Here is an 18,079-nt window from a genome sequence, read left to right on the forward strand (position 1 = left end):
TCGATGAAGCCGTGGGCACGGGGGAGACCTCTGCGCCCGCGTCCTCTATTGCTTCACGGCGCGCCGAAGTCTGTGGCGCACGCACGGTGAGGTAGCTGATGGCCCAGGTTCATGTAACGAGCAATCTCCGCATTCGACGCTCCTTCGGCAAGATCAAGAAGATCATCGAGATTCCGAATCTGATCGAGATTCAGAAGCGCTCGTATGACGATTTCCTGCAGGTCGGCGTCTCGACCGAGGACCGCGCGGACGTAGGTCTGCAGGCGGTCTTCAAGTCGGTCTTTCCGATCAAGGATTTCAACGAGACCGCGTCGCTCGAGTTCGTCTCGTATGAGCTCGGCACGCCCAAGTACGACGTCGAGGAATGCCATCAGCGCGGCATGACGTACGCGGCGCCGCTGAAGGTCAAGATTCAGCTCGTCATTTGGGACGTCGAGAACGGCCGCCGCTCGATCAAGAACGTCAAAGAGCAGGAAGTTTACTTCGGCGAGATTCCGCTGATGACCGGCAACGGCACCTTCATGGTCAACGGCACCGAGCGCGTCATCGTGTCGCAGTTGCATCGCTCGCCCGGAGTATTTTTCGAGCACGACAAGGGCCGCACCCATTCCACCGGCAAGCTTTTGTACTCGGCGCGAATCATTCCGTATCGCGGCAGCTGGATCGACTTCGAATTCGACCCGCGCGACGTGCTGTACGTGCGAATCGATCGGCGCCGCAAGTTTCCCGCGACCGTGCTGCTGCGCGCGCTCGGCATGACCACCGAGGATCTCCTCAACTACTATTACCGCAAGGACGTAATCGTCCTCGACAGCAAGCAGTACACCAAGCAGTTCGTCGCCGACCATCTGCTGGGCTCGCGGGTCAGCCGCGACGTCAAGGATCCCAAGTCGGGCGAGGTTATCGCGCGCGAGGGCCGCAAGTTCAACAAGGCCATCGTGCGCGCGATGGAGCAGGCGAAGATCAGCGAAGTTCCGGTCGCACTGGACGAGATTGTCGGCCGCGTGTCGGCGCACGATATCGTCGATTCCACCACCGGCGAGGTGCTGATCGGCACCAACGAGGATCTGACCGAGGAAACCCTCGAGAAGCTCAAGGCGCACGGCGTAAAGAAAATCGAAGTGCTGTTCACCGAGGAGGCCCCCGGCGGCGGTCCGCTGCGCCTGACGCTCGCGCAGGACAAGCTCGGCACGCCCGAAGAAGCGGTAATCGAGATCTACCGGCGCCTGCGTCCGGGCGATCCGCCGACCCAGGAAACGGCGACCACTTTCTTTAACAACCTGTTCTTCAACGCCGAGCGCTACGACCTGTCGAAAGTCGGGCGCCTCAAGCTCAATCATAAGCTCAAGATTGACGTGCCGCTGGAGCAGGGCACGCTGCGCCGCGAAGACATCCTCGAAGTCGTCCGCTACCTGATGGAGCTCAAGAACGGCAACGGCCAGGTTGACGATATCGACCATCTTGGCAATCGCCGCGTGCGCGCGGTCGGAGAGCTGGTCGAGAACCAGTTCCGCATCGGGCTGGTCCGGATGGAGCGCGCGATAAAAGAGCGGATGAGCCTGCAGGATATCGAGACCCTGATGCCGCAGGAGCTGGTCAACTACAAGCCGGCTTCGGCCGTAATCAAGGAGTTCTTCGGCTCCTCGCAATTGTCGCAGTTCATGGATCAGACCAATCCGCTCAGCGAAATCGCGCACAAGCGCCGGCTGTCCGCGCTTGGACCGGGCGGACTGACCCGCGAGCGCGCCGGATTCGAGGTCCGCGACGTTCACCCGACCCATTACGGCCGCGTCTGCCCGATTGAAACGCCCGAGGGCCCCAATATCGGACTTATCGCGGCGCTCTCGACCTACGCGCGAGTCAACGAATACGGCTTTATCGAGACGCCGTACCGCGAAGTCGAAAACAATCGCGTCAGCGATCGAATCGTCTATCTGTCCGCTCTGGACGAGGAAGACAAGGTGATCGCGCAGGCCAACGCGCAGCTCGACTCGCACGGCCGCTTCACCGCCGACCTGGTCTCGGCGCGCGTCGGCGGCGAGTCCACCGTGATCCGCGCCGAGGACGTCCAGTACATGGACGTGTCGCCCAACCAGCTCGTGTCGGTGGCCGCGTCCTTGATCCCATTTCTTGAAAATGACGACGCCAACCGCGCGCTGATGGGATCGAACATGCAGCGCCAGGCGGTTCCGCTGCTCAAGCCCGACGCGCCCCTGGTCGGCACGGGCCTGGAAGGCACGGTCGGCCGCGACTCGGGCGTTACCGTGATCGGCAAGCGCGACGGTGTCGTCGAAAGCGTCGATGCCGAACGAATAGTCGTGCGCGCCGACAAGCAGACCAAGGATCTCCGCGACGCCGGCGTCGATATCTACAATCTGATCAAGTATCAGCGCTCGAATCAGAACACCTGCATCAACCAGCGCCCCATCGTGGTCAAGGGCGAGCGCGTCAAGACCGGCGACGTGCTGGCCGACGGACCTTCCACCGACATGGGCGAGCTGGCGCTCGGCCGCAACGTGCTGGTCGCGTTCATGCCGTGGGGCGGTTACAACTTCGAGGATTCGATCCTGATCTCCGAGCGGGTGGTCAAGGAAGACCTGTTCACGTCGGTGCATATCGAGGAATTCGAATGCATCGCGCGCGACACCAAGCTCGGACCCGAAGAGATCACCCGCGACATTCCCAACGTCGGTGAAGAGGCGCTCAAGGACCTCGACACCAGCGGCATCATCCGCATCGGCGCCGAAGTGCGCCCGCAGGACATCCTGGTCGGCAAGATAACGCCCAAGGGCGAGACCCAGCTTTCTCCCGAAGAGAAACTGCTGCGCGCCATCTTCGGCGAAAAGGCCGGCGAGGTTCGCGACACCAGCCTGCGCGTGCCGCCGGGCGTCGAAGGCACCGTTATCGACGGACGGGTGTTTTCACGGCGCGGCGTGTTGAAGGACGATCGCACCAAGGAAATCGAAGTGCTCGAGGCCGAACGTCTCAAGCAGGACGAAGCCGAGGAAGTCCGAATCATCCGCCAGGAAACTCTGCGCAAGCTCAAGAAGTCGCTGGCGGGCAAGAAACTTGCAGGACGCGTGATGTCCGATGAGCGCAAGGAGCTGCTCAAGAAGGGCGACACGCTCAGCGCCGACGAACTCGAGGGATTGGCGCCGACCCTATGGGGCCAGGTCCGCGTCGAGAACGAATCGGCGCAGGAGGAAGCTGCGCAGGCGATCGCGGCGATGAACGCGAACGTCGAGGCGGTGCAGAATCATTACGGCGCCAAGATCGAACGGCTCAAGGGCGGCGACGAACTCGCGCCCGGCGTCATCAAGATGATCAAGGTCTTCGTCGCGATCAAGCGCCGGCTCCAGGTCGGCGACAAGATGGCGGGGCGCCACGGCAACAAGGGCGTGCTCTCGCGCATCCTGCCCGAGGAAGACATGCCGTGCCTGGACGACGGGACCCCGGTCGATATCGTGCTCAATCCGCTCGGCGTGCCGTCGCGCATGAACGTCGGGCAGATTCTCGAGACCCATCTGGGATGGGCCGCGCGGGAACTCGGCCACAAAATCGCGGAAGACCTGCGCGCGGGAGTCAGCGCCGCGCAGCTCAAGCGGCGGCTTAAGGAAATCTACCCGGAAAAGGAAAGCCACGAGTTTATCGACGAGCTGGCCGAGCCCGATATCTTCAAGCTCGCGGCCAAGGCGCTGGCAGGCGTGCACGTGGCGTCGCCCGTGTTCGACGGCGCGCGTGAAGAGGAAATATTCCAGCTGCTCAAGCGCGCGGACCTGCCCGAGACCGGACAGGCGACCCTGCACGACGGACGCACGGGCTTGCCGTTCGAGCAGCCGGTGACGGTCGGCATCATGTACATGATGAAGCTGCATCACCTGGTCGAAGACAAGATTCACGCGCGGTCGACCGGTCCCTACAGCCTGGTCACGCAGCAGCCGCTGGGCGGCAAGGCTCAGTTCGGCGGGCAGCGGCTGGGAGAAATGGAAGTGTGGGCGCTGGAGGCTTACGGCGCCGCCTACACGTTGCAGGAGATGCTCACGGTTAAATCCGACGACGTGGCGGGACGAACGCGGATGTACGAAGCGATCGTCAAGGGCGAGAACACGCTGGAGCCCGGACTGCCCGAGTCGTTCAACGTTATGGTCAAGGAGCTCCAATCGCTGTGCTTGAACATGGAGCTGCTTGAGCAGCCGCAAAGGGCTTAAGGCCAGGGAGTAATAAAGAGATGGAAGATCTCTTCGGCATTTTCGAGAAGCCCAAGAATCCACTGGCGTTCAACGCGATCCGGATTTCGATCGCGTCGCCGGAAATGATCCGCTCGTGGTCGCACGGCGAGGTCAAGAAGCCCGAAACGATCAACTACCGGACCTTCAAGCCGGAGCGGGACGGACTGTTCTGCGCCAAGATTTTCGGGCCGACCAAGGACTACGAATGCAACTGCGGCAAGTACAAGCGGATGCGTCATCGCGGCGTGGTCTGCGAAAAGTGCGGCGTCGAAGTGATTCAGTCCAAGGTCCGCCGCGAGCGCATGGGTCATATCGATCTCGCCGCTCCGGTCGCGCACATCTGGTTCCTGCGCTCGCTGCCGTCGCGGATCGGCACGCTGCTCGACATGACGCTCAAGGAACTCGAGAAGGTCCTCTACTTCGAGTGCTACATCGTCATCGACCCCGGCGAGACCCCGCTCCAGTACAGGGAGCTGCTGACCGAGCGCAAATATCGCGAGGCGCGCGAGCAATACGCCGACGGCTTCAAGGCCGAGATGGGCGCCGAGGCGGTTCGCTCGCTCTTGGGACAACTCACGCTCGACAAGCTTGCCGAAGAGCTGCGCGCCGAGATGAAAGCGACGGCCAGCGAGGCGCGGCGCAAGAAAGTCGCCAAGCGCCTGAAGGTCGTCAACGCGTTTCGCGACTCGGGCAACAAGCCCGAGTGGATGATTCTCACCATCCTGCCGGTGATTCCTCCCGATCTCCGTCCGCTGGTGCCGCTGGACGGCGGCCGCTTCGCCACTTCGGACCTGAACGATCTGTACCGGCGCGTGATCAACCGCAACAACCGGTTGAAGAGGCTCATCGAGCTCAACGCCCCGGACATCATTATTCGCAACGAAAAGCGGATGCTCCAGGAAGCCGTCGATGCGTTGTTTGACAACGGACGGCGCGGCCGCGCGATCACCGGACCGTCCAAGCGTCCGCTCAAGTCGCTGTCCGACATGCTCAAGGGCAAGTCGGGCCGCTTCCGGCAGAACCTGCTCGGCAAGCGCGTCGATTACTCGGGCCGCTCGGTAATCGTGGTCGGCCCCGAGCTCAGGCTGCATCAGTGCGGGCTGCCCAAGAAGATGGCGCTCGAGCTGTTCAAGCCGTTCATCTACAACAAGCTCGAAGAAAAGGGCTACGTCACGACCATCAAGAGCGCCAAAAAGATGGTCGAGAAAGAGGGCAAGGACGTTTGGGATATCCTCGACGAGGTTATCCGCGAGCATCCGGTGCTGCTCAATCGCGCGCCTACCCTGCATCGGCTCGGCATCCAGGCGTTCGAGCCGGTGTTGATCGAAGGCAAGGCGATTCAGCTGCATCCTCTGGTATGCGTGGCGTACAACGCCGATTTCGACGGCGATCAGATGGCGGTGCACGTGCCGCTGTCGATCGAGGCGCAGGTCGAGTCGCGCGCGCTCATGATGTCCACCAACAACATCCTGTCGCCGGCGTCGGGCAAGCCGGTGATCGTGCCGACCCAGGACATGGTGCTGGGTCTTTACTACATGACGCGCGAGCGTCCGCTGGCGCGCGGCGAGGGCAAGAACTTCGCCAACGTCGAGGAAGTGCGAATCGCGTACGATCACGAGGAAATCGATCTGCACGCGAAAATCACGGTGCGGATGTCGCCGCTGCTGGCGACCGGAATCGTCCCCGCAGCGGCCGAGACCAACGGCCATCCTCGCGGCAAGGCCAAAGAGCGCGCTGCCGCAGCCGCAGCCGCCGCAGCCGCGATGCCGCGCTACGAGCGGGTCACCACCACCGTCGGCCGCGTGCTGTTGTACGAAATCGTGCCGCCCGAGATTCCGTTCACCGAGCTCAACAAGACGATGAAGAAAAAGGAGCTCGGCAACCTTATCGACTTCGTATATCGGCGCGCCGGCGACAAGGCGACGGTTATCTTCGCCGACCGCTTGAAGGACATCGGCTTTGAATTCGCCACCAAGGCGGGAATCTCGATCTCGATCAAGGACATGACGATTCCGCCCCAAAAGGCGCATCTGCTCGACGGCGCGCAGAAGCAGGTCAACGAGATTCAGCAGCAGTACAACAACGGCGTGATCACCGACGGCGAGCGCTACAACAAGGTCGTCGATATCTGGGCCGAAGTTCAGGACCAAATCGGCAGCGCCGTTATCAAGGGCCTCTCGACCCAGGTCTTCGGCAAGAACGACAAGGGCGAGACCGTCACCGGGCCGTCGTTCAATCCGATCTTCATCATGGCCGACTCGGGCGCCCGCGGTTCCGAACAGCAGATTCGCCAGCTGGCGGGACTGCGCGGCCTGATGGCGAAGCCGTCGGGTGAAATCATCGAGACTCCGATCACCGCGAACTTCCGCGAGGGGCTCACGGTGCTGCAGTACTTCATCTCGACCCACGGCGCGCGCAAGGGCCTGGCCGACACCGCGCTCAAGACGGCGAACTCCGGCTATCTGACGCGGCGCCTGGTTGACGTGGCGCAGGACTCGATCATCAGCGAGGACGATTGCGGCACGCTGGACGGGATCGAGATGTCGCCGCTGGTCGAAGGCGGCGAGATAATCGAAGGACTGGGCGATCGCGTGCTCGGACGCGTCGCGCTCGAAGATATCCGCGACGCGTTCACCAACGAAGTGCTGGTGCGCGCCAACGAGATGATCGACGAGGACAAGGTAAAGAGAATCGAAGACGCCGGCGTCGAGCGAATCAAGATTCGCTCGGTGCTGACCTGCCAGTCGCGCCAGGGCGTGTGCGTGAAGTGTTACGGACGCGATCTCGGCCGCGGGCATCTGGTGAACCTCGGCGAATCGATCGGAATTATCGCCGCCCAGTCGATCGGTGAGCCGGGCACGCAGCTCACGATGCGCACCTTCCACATCGGCGGCACCGCCAGCCGGCGTGCCGCGGATACCACGCTCGAGGTCCGCAACGAAGGCGTGATGCGCCTGCATGGCGTCAACACCGTCAAGAGCCGCGACGGCAGCCTGGTCGTCATGACGCGCCACGGCGAGGTCGTTATTGCGGCGCAGGTCACCGATGAAGGCGGCCGCGTCCGCGAGCGCGAACGCGAGCGCTATCCGCTGGTGTACGGCGCCAAGCTGCGCAAGGCCGAGGGCGACAAGGTCAAGCCCGGCGAGCTGATCGCGGAATGGGATCCATACACCACGCCGATCATCACCGAGGTCGGCGGCACGGTTAAGTACGGCGATATTATCGAAGGCAAAACGATGGAGGAGCGGGTCGATGAACGAACCGGCGCGCGCTCCAACGTTATCGTCGAGTTCAAGGACCTCGACGTGCGCCCGCGTATCTCGATCAAGGACGCGTCGGGCAAGACCGCCAAGCTGCCCAACTCGAACAACGTCGCGCGCTACTTCCTGCCGGTGGGCGCGTATATCAACGTGCCCGAAGGCACCGCGGTCGAGCCCGGCGACGTGATCGCGAAGATCCCGCGCGAGACCACCAAGACCAAGGACATCACCGGCGGTCTGCCGCGCGTCGCGGAGCTGTTCGAAGCGCGCAAGCCCAAGGAATTCGCCGTCATCTCGGAAATCGACGGGCAGGTTTCGTTCGGCAAGGACACCAAGGGCAAGCGCAAGGTCGAAGTCACTCCCGAAATCGGCGAGAAGCGCGAATACCTGATCCCCAAGGGCAAGCATATCGCGGTCCACGAGGGCGATATCGTCAAGGCCGGCGAGCCGCTGATGGAAGGCTCGTCCAATCCGCACGACATCCTGACGATCCTCGGCGAAAAGGCGCTGGCGAAATACCTGGTTGACGAAATCCAGGAAATCTACCGGCTCCAGGGCGTGCGTATCAACGACAAGCACATCGAGGTGATCGTGCGCCAGATGCTGCGCCGGGTGCGTATCAAGGAAGTCGGCGACACGCCGTTCCTGGTCGGCGATCAGGTCGAGAAATGGCGCTTCGACGAGGAGAACGGCCGCGTGCTCACGCGCGGCGGAGAGCCGGCGATCGCGGAGCCGCTGCTGCTCGGCATCACCAAGGCGTCGCTCTCCACCGAGAGTTTCATCTCGGCGGCGTCGTTCCAGGAAACCACGCGCGTGCTCACCGAATCGGCCATCAACGGCAAGGTTGACAGGCTGGTCGGACTGAAAGAAAACGTGATCATGGGACGCTTGATTCCGGCCGGCACGGGCATGAACTTGTACAACCGGATGGTGGTCAAGGTCGAAGGCGCCGCGACCGAAGAAGAAGATGCGGGGAAACCGGAGCTGGCTGCCGCTCCCGCACCGGGCGGAGATTGACACGGCGGGTCTGGTCCCGTACATAATGATGTTTCCCCCAAGGGCATAAGTGTCCTTGGGGGGTTTGTTTGAACACCGCGTCCCACTAGAGGCAATCCGGCGCACCGGGCCGGCGCGATGCGAGCGCCGAGCGGTCTGGAGAGTCGGCAAACGTCCGATGGGTACGCTGGTCGAAATGGAAGAGAAACGAAGAGAACGAGAATTATAACGTGCCGACGATAAACCAGTTGATCCGACAGGCGCGCGTGAAAAAGCGCTTCAAGGTTAAGGCGCGCGCGCTCGAAGGCTCGCCCCAGAAGCGCGGCGTATGCACGCAGGTGAAGACGACTACGCCCAAGAAGCCCAACTCCGCGCTGCGCAAGGTCGCACGCGTGCGGCTGTCCAACGGGATCGAGGTGAATACCTATATTCCGGGCGTCGGACACAACCTGCAGGAGCATTCGGTGGTGCTGATTCGCGGTGGTCGCGTGCGCGATCTGCCGGGCGTTCGCTATCACGTGATTCGCGGCACCCTCGACTCGATCGGCGTGCAGGAGCGGCGCAAGAGCCGTTCCAAGTACGGGTCGAAGAAACCCAAGTAGAGTTATATGTCGCGCAAAGGACAAATTCGCGTCCGCGAAATTCCGGCGGACCCCAAGTATCACGACCGCACCGTCGCGAAGTTCATGAACGTCGTGATGGAACGCGGCAAGAAGTCGCTCGCCGAGCAGATCTTCTATCACGCGCTCGATCTCGTCGCGGAACGCTCGAAGGAAGACGGCCTGGTCGTTTTCAAACGCGCGCTCGACAATGTTCGTCCGGCCGTCGAGGTTCGCTCGCGCCGGGTCGGTGGCGCCAACTACCAGGTGCCGAGCGAGGTGCGCCCGGTGCGGCGCAATTCGCTGGCGATGCGATGGCTGGTTGCGGCGGCGCGTGCGCGCGGCGAGAAGTCGATGGAAGAGCGGCTGGCCGCCGAAATCCTCGACGCAGCCGCCAATCGCGGCGGCGGGGTCAAGAAGCGCGAAGACACACATCGAATGGCCGACGCCAACAAGGCGTTCGCCCACTACCGCTGGTAATTACCGAGTTTTTTTAGATGGCTCGTGAGACATCAATAGAACGGGTGCGCAATATCGGCATCATGGCGCACATCGATGCCGGCAAGACCACCACCACCGAGCGGGTGCTCTTCTATACCGGCATCAACTACAAGATCGGCGAGGTGCACGAAGGCACCGCGACGATGGACTGGATGGTGCAGGAGCAGGAGCGCGGCATCACGATCACGTCGGCGGCGACCACGTGTTTCTGGCGCGACAACCGCATCAATATTATCGACACGCCCGGACACGTTGATTTCACAATTGAGGTCGAGCGCTCGCTCCGCGTGCTCGATGGCGCGGTCGCGGTGTTCTGCGCGGTCGGCGGCGTCGAGCCGCAGTCGGAAACCGTCTGGCGCCAAGCCGACAAGTACCGCGTGCCGCGGGTCGCATTTATCAACAAGATGGATCGCGTCGGCGCGGAGTTCGAGCGCGTCGTGCAGGAGATGCGCGACAAGCTCAAGGCTACGCCGCTGCTGTTGCATCTGCCGATTGGCGCCGAGGAAAAATTCACCGGGCTGGTCGATCTGATCGATCGCAAGGCGCTGATTTGGGACGAGGATCGGCTCGGCGCGAGCTTTCGCGTCGAAGAGATCCCGGCCGATTTGAAGGAGCAGGCCGCGGGATACCGCGACAAGATGGTCGAGACGCTCGCCGATCACGACGAGCGCATCATGGAGCTTTATCTCGAGGGTAAGGCGCCCGAGCCCGACCAGATTCGCGCCGCGATTCGCGCCGCCACGCTCAAGATGGCGATTACGCCGGTGATTCTCGGCTCCGCGTTTCGCAACAAGGGCGTGCAGCCGATGCTCGACGCGGTGGTCGACTACCTGCCGTCGCCGCTGGACCTGCCTCCGGTCGTCGGCAGGGCGGGCGACAAGATCGAAGAGCGATGGCCGCGCGACGACGCGCCGTTCTCCGCGCTCGCCTTCAAGATAATGACCGACCCGTATCTCGGCACGCTGACCTTCCTGCGGCTGTACTCGGGCAAGCTCGAGACCGGCACCTCGGTGCTCAACTCGACGCGCGGCAAGCGCGAACGCGTCGGCCGCATGTTCAAGATGCATGCGAACAAGCGCGAGGAGCTCAACGAGGTTTACGCCGGCGAGATTTGCGCGGTGGGCCTGCGCGACACGAACACCGGCGACACGCTGTGCGATCCCGCCGCGCCAATCGTGCTCGAGTCAATCGAGTTCCCCGCGCCCGTCATCCAGATCGCCATCGAGCCCAAGACCAAGGCCGACCAGGAGAAGCTCGCCGAGGCGCTCCAGAAGCTCGCCAAGGAAGACCCGTCGTTCCGCGTCAGCGTCAACAAGGAAACCTCGCAGACCCTCATCGCCGGCATGGGCGAGTTGCATCTCGAGATTATCGTCGATCGCATGCTGCGCGAGTTCAAAGTTGACGCCAATATCGGCAAGCCGCAGGTCGCCTATCGCGAGACCATCAAGCGCGCCTCCGAAGCCGAGGGCAAGTTCGTCCGCCAGAGCGGCGGCCACGGCCAATATGGCGTCGTCGAGCTGCGCATCGAGCCGCTTCCCAAGGGCTCCGGCTTCGAGTTCGAGGACGGCACCAAGGGCGGATCGATTCCGCGCAATTTCATTCCGTCGATCGAAGACGGCGTCGTAGAGGCGATGGAAAACGGTGTCGTCGCCGGCTATCCGATGGTCGATATCAAGGCCACCGTGCTCGACGGCAAGTACCACGAAGTGGACTCGTCGGAACTCGCGTTTAAGATCGCCGGCTCGATGGCGTTCAAGGAATGCTGCGAAAAGGCCGACCCGATTCTGCTCGAGCCCGTGATGGATGTCGAGGTGGTCACCCCGCAGGAGTTCATGGGCGAAGTGATCGGCGATCTCAGCGGGCGGCGCGGCAAGATTCTCGACATGGAAAATCGCGCCGGCGCGCAGGTCATCGAGGCCCGCGTCCCGCTCGCCACCATGTTCGGTTACGCCACGCGGCTGCGCTCGATGACCCAGGGCCGCGCAACTTACACCATGCAGTTCGGCGCGTACGAACCCGTGCCGCGAAATATTTTTGAAGAATTGACGGCGCTCAAGCGCGCATCATAGGGACCTGCGAGCAAGGGTCTCAATCGGAGGTTACTTAAATGGGAAAGGCTAAATTTGAACGCACCAAGCCGCACGCGAACGTCGGCACCATTGGTCATATCGATCACGGCAAGACCACGCTGACGGCTGCGATTACCAAGGTGCTTGCGTCAAAGAAGCTCGCCGTCTTCACCGCTTTCGATCAGATCGACAAGGCGCCCGAAGAGAAAGAACGCGGCATCACGATTTCCATCGCCCACATCGAATACGAAACGACCAAGCGCCACTACGCGCACGTCGACTGCCCCGGACATGCCGACTACATCAAGAACATGATCACCGGCGCCGCGCAGATGGACGGCGCAATTCTGGTGGTCGGCGCCAACGACGGCCCGATGCCGCAGACTCGCGAGCATATCCTGCTCGCGTACCAGGTCGGCGTGCCGTCGATCGTCGTCTTCATGAACAAGGTCGACATGGTTGACGACCCCGAGTTGCTCGACCTGGTCGAGCTCGAAGTCCGCGACCTGCTCACCAAGTACAATTACAAGGGCGACGAGGTGCCCGTCATTCGCGGCAGCGCTCTCAACGCGCTCAACTGCGGATGCGGCAAGGCCGACTGCCCCAACTGCAAGCCGATTCTCGATCTCATGGACGCAGTGGACAGCTACATCCCGCAGCCCAAGCGCGAGACCGAAAAGCCGTTCCTGATGCCGGTCGAAGACGTGTTCTCGATCTCGGGCCGCGGCACGGTAGTCACCGGGCGCGTCGAGAAGGGCAAGGTGAAGGTCGGCGAGGAAGTCGAAATCGTCGGCTTCAAGGACACCCAAAAGACGGTGGTCACCGGCGTCGAGATGTTCCGCAAGCTGCTCGACGAGGGCCGGGCCGGCGACAATATCGGCGTCCTGCTGCGCGGCCTAAAGCGCGAAGACGTCGAGCGCGGACAGGTGCTCGCGCAGCCCGGCTCGATAACCCCGCACACCAACTTCGAGGCGTCGGCGTACATCCTGACCAAGGACGAGGGCGGTCGCCATACTCCGTTTTTCTCGGGCTATCGCCCGCAGTTCTATTTCCGCACCACCGACGTCACCGGAGTGCTCACGCTGCCCGAGGGCACCGAGATGGTGATGCCGGGCGACAACATTAAGATTCTTGGCGAGCTGATCACGCCGGTCGCGATGGACGAAGGGCTGCGCTTCGCCATCCGCGAGGGTGGCCGCACGGTCGGCGCCGGCGTCGTTTCGAAGATTTTGAAGTAACGGACACCGAAGCAGGGTGCGCAATCGAACTGAGATGGAGCGGAGCGCTTAACGAATCGGGCGCGGTATTCCCAGATGAACGACAAGATACGCATACGCCTCAAGGCGTACGACTACCGCCTGCTCGATCAGTCGGTTCGCGAAATCGTGGACACCATCCGGCGCACCGGCGGCCGCGTGGCCGGTCCGATTCCGCTGCCGACCCGCATAGAGCGCTTCACCGTCAACCGCTCGCCGCACGTGGACAAGAAATCGCGCGAGCATTTTGAAATTCGTACTCATAAACGTCTGCTCGACGTCCTCGAGCCGACCCAACAGACCATCGACGCGCTGGGCAAGCTCGATCTGGCCGCGGGCGTGGACGTCGAAATCAAGCTCGAGTAGGGCCGATGCTGACCGGATTGATTGGAAAGAAAATCGGGATGACCCAGATGACCGACGCCGCCGGCCGCGTGCGCGCCGCCACCGTGTTGACGCTCGGTCCATGCACCGTCTCCCAGTTAAAGACCGCGGCGACCGACGGCTACGAAGCCGTGCAGGTCACCTTCGGCAAAAAAAAGCTCAACCGCGTGACCGGCGGCGAGCGCGGCCATTTCGCCCGCGCCAACATCGCGGCCGGAATCAGATCGGGCGAGTTTGAACGCCGCGGCGAGGGCGAGTTGAAGCTCGGACAGCCCATCGCGGCTGCCGATGTGTTCAAGGTCGGCGATCAGGTCGATGTAACCGGGGTCTCGAAGGGCCACGGCTATGCTGGCGTCATCAAGCGCCACCATTTCTCCGGCTTCCCCGGCTCCCACGGCACCCACGAGTATTTCCGCCACGGCGGATCGATCGGTAACCGCTCGTATCCCGGGCGCGTGCGCAAAGGGATGAGGATGGCGGGGCAGATGGGCAATGAGACGGCCTCGATCCTGAATCTCGAGGTGATCGAGATACTTGCCGATGACAACGCAGTCGTCGTGTCGGGCGCGGTGCCCGGACCCGACGGCGCTTTGCTCGTCGTTCATCACGCGGCCCGCCCGCGCCGACGCGCCAATGTGAAGGTGGCCAATGCCTGAGCGGAAAGAAAAACTATCGCCGGTCAAGCTGCCGCTGTACTCGGCCGCCCATGAAAAAGTCGGCGAGCTCGAAGTCGCCGGCACAGTTTTCGGCCGCGACGGCGATCTGTCGCTGCTGCACGAGGCGGTCCGGATGCAGCTTGCCAATCGCCGCTCCGGAACGGCGTCCACCAAGACCAAGGGACTCATCTCCGGCGGCGGCCGCAAGCCGTGGCGGCAGAAGGGCACCGGACGTGCGCGCGCAGGATCGACGCGATCGCCGCTATGGCGTCACGGCGGAACCATCTTCGGCCCGCAGCCGCGCGACTATTCGTACAAGATGCCGAAAAAGGCGTGGCGCGCCGCGCTCTGCATTGCGATTTCCGATCGCGCCAAAAACGGCAAGCTGTTTGTCGTCGAGTCGCTCGATCTGTCCGAGCCGAAAACCAAAGCCGCCAAGGCCGCGCTCGACAAGCTCGGCCTCGAGCACGCGCTGATAGTGCTGGGCGAAGGCGATGGCAAGTTTCTTCTCGCCGCGCGCAACCTCGCCGCGCACAAGGTGCTCGCGCTGGAAGGGCTTAACGTTTACGACGTGCTCAATTACCGGGAACTCGTGATGACGAGTCAGACCGCCAGAGCGATCGAAGCCCGATTTGCCGGAGAAGCGAAATGAGCAGCCCCGAGAGTCGGATTCTCGCGCCCATCATCACCGAGAAGGGCACCATGGTCAGCGGAAAGGCCGGCCAGGTGCTGTTCCGCGTGCGTCCCGGGGCGAGCAAGGACAACATTCGCGAGGCCGTCGAGCATCTGTTCAAGGTCACCGTCCTCAAGGTCCGCACTTCGAACTTCATGGGCAAGGAACGGAAAAAGGGCGCAATCAAGGGCCGCCAGATGGACTGGAAGAAGGCCTACGTAACCCTCAAGGAAGGCGACAAGATCGAATTCTTCGAAGGCCTATAAGCGGCGGAGCGCGATGCCTGGACGAGAGCGCTCGTAGCTAGACAGAAGAGACACTGAAAAAAGAAAAATGGCAGTCATACAATTAAATCCGCGCACTCCCGGCCAGCGCTTCATGCAGATAGCCGATTTCTCCGAGCTCACCAAAAAAGAGCCGGAGAAAAGCCTGCTGGTCCCGCTCCAGCGCACCGGCGGGCGCAACAATCGCGGCCGCATGACCTCGCGTCATCGCGGCGGCGGACACAAGCGCCGTCTTCGCCTGATCGATTTCAAGCGCAACCGCGACGGTATTTCGGCCGTCGTCTTCGCGCTCGAATACGATCCCAATCGCTCCGCCAATATCGCGCTGCTCCACTATGCCGACGGCGTCAAGACCTACATCCTGGCCCCCGCCGGGCTCAAGGTCGGCGCCAAAGTCGAGTCGGGCGAGAACGCCGACATCAAGCCGGGCAACGCGCTCATGCTCAAGAACATCCCGCTCGGCACCATCGTTCACGCCATCGAGATGAAACCGGGAGCCGGCGCGAAGCTCGCGCGCGGCGCGGGTGTGCAGGCTCAGTTGATGGCGAAAGAGGGCAAGATGGCGCTGCTCAAGCTGCCCTCGGGCGAGCAGCGGATGGTGCAGGCCGATTGCCGCGCCACCATCGGCCAGGTCGGCAATCTCGACCACGAAAATATTTCTATCGGCAAGGCCGGGCGCTCGCGATGGCTCGGCAAGCGCGGCCATGTGCGTGGAGTCGCGATGAACCCGGTTGACCATCCGCACGGCGGTGGCGAGGGCAAGTCGAAGGGAAACCATCCCCAGTCGCCGTGGGGCCAGCCCGCCAAGGGATACAAGACGCGCAAGAAGCAACCGTCGGACAATCTGATCGTCAGCCGCCGGCCGCGCGGGAAGCATTAATCGTTATGGCCAGGTCACTCAAAAAAGGTCCATTCGTTGACGGGCATCTGCAGAAAAAAGTCACCGCCGCGTCCGCCTCGGGCGACAAGCGAATCATCAAGACCTGGTCGCGGCGCTCGATGATAACGCCGGACATGATCGCGCTGACGTTCGCCGTCCACAACGGGCACAAGTTCATCCCCGTGTACTGCACCGAGAACATGGTCGGCCACAAGCTCGGCGAATTCGCGCCGACCCGGACCTTCCACGGTCATGCCGGCGATCGCAAGGGCGAAGTGAAGCCGGCCGCCGGCGCCGCTCCCGCCGCACCGGCTCCGGCTCCGGCCCCGGCCAAGGGCGCGTAAGCGGGGAAGTTGTAACAGTCATGGAATCCGTATCGCGAACCCGCTTCATCAGGATCTCGCCGCGCAAGCTCAAGCTTGTGTGCGAGCTGATCGCGGGCAAGAAAGTCGATCAGGCGCTTTCGATCCTCGAGTTCACGCCCAAGAAGGCGGCCAGGTTCGTCTCTAAAACTTTGCTTGCCGCAATCGCCAACGCGCGCGATCAACAGAACGTGGACGAGGACAAGTTGTTCGTAAAACGCGCGACCGCCGACACCGGGCCGACCTGGAAGCGATCGCTCATGCGCGCACATATGCATGCGACGCCAATCCACAAACGCACCAGCCATCTCACGGTAATCGTGGACGAGCGGGCGTCCTGAGGTCTTCGATGGGACAGAAAGTACATCCGCGCGGGTTTCGCCTCGGCATCATCGAAAGCTGGGACTCCAGATGGTACGCCAGCCACGACTACGCCAAATTGCTGCACGAGGATTTGAAGCTGCGTGATTTCATCAAGAAGCGGCTCTACCACGCTGGCATCTCGCGGATTGAAATCGAGCGGATGGCCAACAAGGCCAAAATAAATATTTACACGGCGCGCCCCGGCATCGTCATCGGCAAGAAGGGCGCCGAAATCGACAAGCTCAAGACCGATATCCAGAAGCTGATGAAAGGGCGCGACTCGTTTATCAATATCCACGAGGTGCGCCGCCCCGACCTCGACCCGCAGCTGGTCGCCGAGAATATCGCGCTCCAGCTCGAGCGCCGCGTCGCCTTTCGCCGCGCGATGAAGGAAGCCGTCACGCGCGCGATGCGGATGGGTGCGCAGGGCGTCAAGGTCCACGTCGCCGGACGCCTGGGCGGCGCGGAAATCGCGCGTCAGGAATGGTACCGCGAGGGTCGCGTGCCCCTGCAGACGCTGCGCGCGGACGTGGCTTACGGATTTGCCGAAGCGCGCACCACCTACGGCCAGATCGGCGTGAAGGTCTGGATTTTCCGCGGCGAAGTCCTCACCCGCAAGGATGCGGACGCGAAACGCGCAGGCACGCCTGCGCAGGCGAATTGACGAAGGCAAGATGCTCGCACCAAAAAAAGTTAAATGGCGCAAAATGATGAAGGGCCGCGTCCGCGGCGCCGAGTCGCGCGGACTCACGCTCGCGTTCGGTGACTACGGACTCAAGTCGCTGGAGACTTGCCGCATCGATACCCGCGCGCTCGAGGCCGCCCGTATCGCGCTGACCCGCCATATCAAGCGCGGCGGCCGCGTCTGGATTCGCGTCTTCCCCGACAAGCCCTTCACCAAAAAACCGGCCGAAACCCGCATGGGCAAGGGCAAGGGCTCGCCCGAGGGATGGGTCGCGTGCGTCAGGCCCGGCAGGATTCTGTTCGAGATGGAAGGCGTCGATTACGCCACGGCAAAAGAAGCGATGCGCCTGGCGGCGCACAAGCTGCCGATCAAAACAATTATGATCCAGCGCGAGGAGGGCGGCCTTGGAGCTTGACGAACTAAGGCAGATGACCGCGCCGGATTTGCGCGTCAAGGAGCGCGAGGCGCGCGAGGAAATTTTCCGGCTGCGCCTGAAGCTGCGCACCAATCAGCTGGACAATCACGCCGGCTACCGGCGCGCACGCCGCGAGCTGGCGCTCATCATGACTTTGCTCGGCGAGAAGGCGCGCGGCGCGGCCGCGGCCGACAAGAAGGTGGCCAATGCGGGAACGAATTAAACGGCGCGAGGGCACTGTGGTGTCCGCCAAGATGGCCAAAACCGTCCTGGTCAGGGTGGACCGCATGGTCGAGCATCCCTTGTACGGCAAGCGCGTGCGCCGCAGCACCCGCTTCATGGCGCACGACGAAGGCGGCGAGTGCAAGGAAGGCGATCGCGTGCAGATTATCGAGTCGCGGCCGCTCTCCAGGAACAAGCGCTGGCGCGTCAGCCGCGTTCTCAAAAAGGCCGCGGGGTAAGGCGCG

Annotated in this window: 17 protein-coding genes; all 17 read left to right on the forward strand. The window is 62.7% G+C overall.

Annotated elements, in window-relative coordinates; genetic code table 11:
• The first annotated feature begins 98 nt into the window (after window positions 1–98).
• The 17 genes from rpoB (at window position 99) to rpsQ (ending at window position 18,073) form a co-directional block, all read left to right on the forward strand.
• Window positions 99–4,208 (forward strand): DNA-directed RNA polymerase subunit beta, encoded by a 4,110-nt coding sequence (gene rpoB, locus ABR989_RS11205; protein WP_428128484.1) that lies wholly within the window; start codon window positions 99–101, stop codon window positions 4,206–4,208.
• Between the two features lie 20 nt (window positions 4,209–4,228).
• Window positions 4,229–8,506, forward strand: a complete 4,278-nt coding sequence (rpoC, locus tag ABR989_RS11210) for a DNA-directed RNA polymerase subunit beta' (RefSeq protein ID WP_428128486.1) — start codon at window positions 4,229–4,231, stop codon at window positions 8,504–8,506.
• 209 nt (window positions 8,507–8,715) lie between these two features.
• Window positions 8,716–9,087: a 30S ribosomal protein S12 gene (gene rpsL / locus ABR989_RS11215; RefSeq protein ID WP_428128489.1), complete on the forward strand. Its 372-nt coding sequence runs from the start codon at window positions 8,716–8,718 to the stop codon at window positions 9,085–9,087.
• Between the two features lie 6 nt (window positions 9,088–9,093).
• The gene (gene rpsG, locus ABR989_RS11220; protein ID WP_331961100.1) at window positions 9,094–9,564 is read left to right on the forward strand and encodes a 30S ribosomal protein S7; all 471 of its coding nucleotides are present in this window, start codon (window positions 9,094–9,096) and stop codon (window positions 9,562–9,564) included.
• Between the two features lie 17 nt (window positions 9,565–9,581).
• Window positions 9,582–11,654 (forward strand): elongation factor G, encoded by a 2,073-nt coding sequence (gene fusA / locus ABR989_RS11225; protein WP_428128491.1) that lies wholly within the window; start codon window positions 9,582–9,584, stop codon window positions 11,652–11,654.
• Between the two features lie 38 nt (window positions 11,655–11,692).
• Window positions 11,693–12,892: an elongation factor Tu gene (gene tuf, locus ABR989_RS11230; RefSeq protein WP_428128493.1), complete on the forward strand. Its 1,200-nt coding sequence runs from the start codon at window positions 11,693–11,695 to the stop codon at window positions 12,890–12,892.
• A 75-nt stretch (window positions 12,893–12,967) separates the two neighbouring features.
• Window positions 12,968–13,276: a 30S ribosomal protein S10 gene (gene rpsJ / locus ABR989_RS11235; RefSeq protein WP_304829554.1), complete on the forward strand. Its 309-nt coding sequence runs from the start codon at window positions 12,968–12,970 to the stop codon at window positions 13,274–13,276.
• Window positions 13,277–13,281: 5 nt separating this feature from the next.
• Window positions 13,282–13,950 (forward strand): 50S ribosomal protein L3, encoded by a 669-nt coding sequence (rplC, locus tag ABR989_RS11240; RefSeq protein WP_428128494.1) that lies wholly within the window; start codon window positions 13,282–13,284, stop codon window positions 13,948–13,950.
• Complete coding sequence (gene rplD / locus ABR989_RS11245) at window positions 13,943–14,602, forward strand: 50S ribosomal protein L4 (RefSeq protein WP_428128496.1); 660 nt, start codon at window positions 13,943–13,945, stop codon at window positions 14,600–14,602. Before rplC ends, rplD begins: the two co-directional genes overlap by 8 nt.
• The gene (gene rplW, locus ABR989_RS11250) at window positions 14,599–14,889 is read left to right on the forward strand and encodes a 50S ribosomal protein L23 (RefSeq protein WP_428128499.1); all 291 of its coding nucleotides are present in this window, start codon (window positions 14,599–14,601) and stop codon (window positions 14,887–14,889) included. The genes rplD and rplW overlap by 4 nt, the downstream gene beginning before the upstream one ends.
• 67 nt (window positions 14,890–14,956) lie before the next feature.
• Window positions 14,957–15,787 (forward strand): 50S ribosomal protein L2, encoded by an 831-nt coding sequence (rplB, locus tag ABR989_RS11255; protein WP_428128501.1) that lies wholly within the window; start codon window positions 14,957–14,959, stop codon window positions 15,785–15,787.
• A 5-nt stretch (window positions 15,788–15,792) separates the two neighbouring features.
• Window positions 15,793–16,131, forward strand: a complete 339-nt coding sequence (gene rpsS / locus ABR989_RS11260; RefSeq protein WP_428128503.1) for a 30S ribosomal protein S19 — start codon at window positions 15,793–15,795, stop codon at window positions 16,129–16,131.
• A gap of 20 nt (window positions 16,132–16,151) precedes the next feature.
• On the forward strand, window positions 16,152–16,490 hold the full coding sequence (gene rplV / locus ABR989_RS11265) for a 50S ribosomal protein L22 (RefSeq protein ID WP_423944898.1): 339 nt from the start codon (window positions 16,152–16,154) through the stop codon (window positions 16,488–16,490).
• 8 nt (window positions 16,491–16,498) lie between these two features.
• Window positions 16,499–17,176 carry a 30S ribosomal protein S3 gene (gene rpsC / locus ABR989_RS11270; RefSeq protein WP_428128507.1) on the forward strand — a complete coding sequence of 226 codons (678 nt, stop codon included), beginning with the start codon at window positions 16,499–16,501 and terminating at the stop codon, window positions 17,174–17,176.
• 10 nt (window positions 17,177–17,186) lie between these two features.
• Window positions 17,187–17,612, forward strand: a complete 426-nt coding sequence (gene rplP / locus ABR989_RS11275; RefSeq protein ID WP_333646407.1) for a 50S ribosomal protein L16 — start codon at window positions 17,187–17,189, stop codon at window positions 17,610–17,612.
• Window positions 17,602–17,835 carry a 50S ribosomal protein L29 gene (rpmC, locus tag ABR989_RS11280; RefSeq protein WP_428128509.1) on the forward strand — a complete coding sequence of 78 codons (234 nt, stop codon included), beginning with the start codon at window positions 17,602–17,604 and terminating at the stop codon, window positions 17,833–17,835. Before rplP ends, rpmC begins: the two co-directional genes overlap by 11 nt.
• Window positions 17,819–18,073 (forward strand): 30S ribosomal protein S17, encoded by a 255-nt coding sequence (gene rpsQ, locus ABR989_RS11285; RefSeq protein WP_428128512.1) that lies wholly within the window; start codon window positions 17,819–17,821, stop codon window positions 18,071–18,073. Before rpmC ends, rpsQ begins: the two co-directional genes overlap by 17 nt.
• Window positions 18,074–18,079 lie beyond the last annotated feature (6 nt).

This window comes from Binatus soli (SeqCode), assembly GCF_050015535.1.
Taxonomy (GTDB): domain Bacteria; phylum Desulfobacterota; class Binatia; order Binatales; family Binataceae; genus Binatus; species Binatus soli.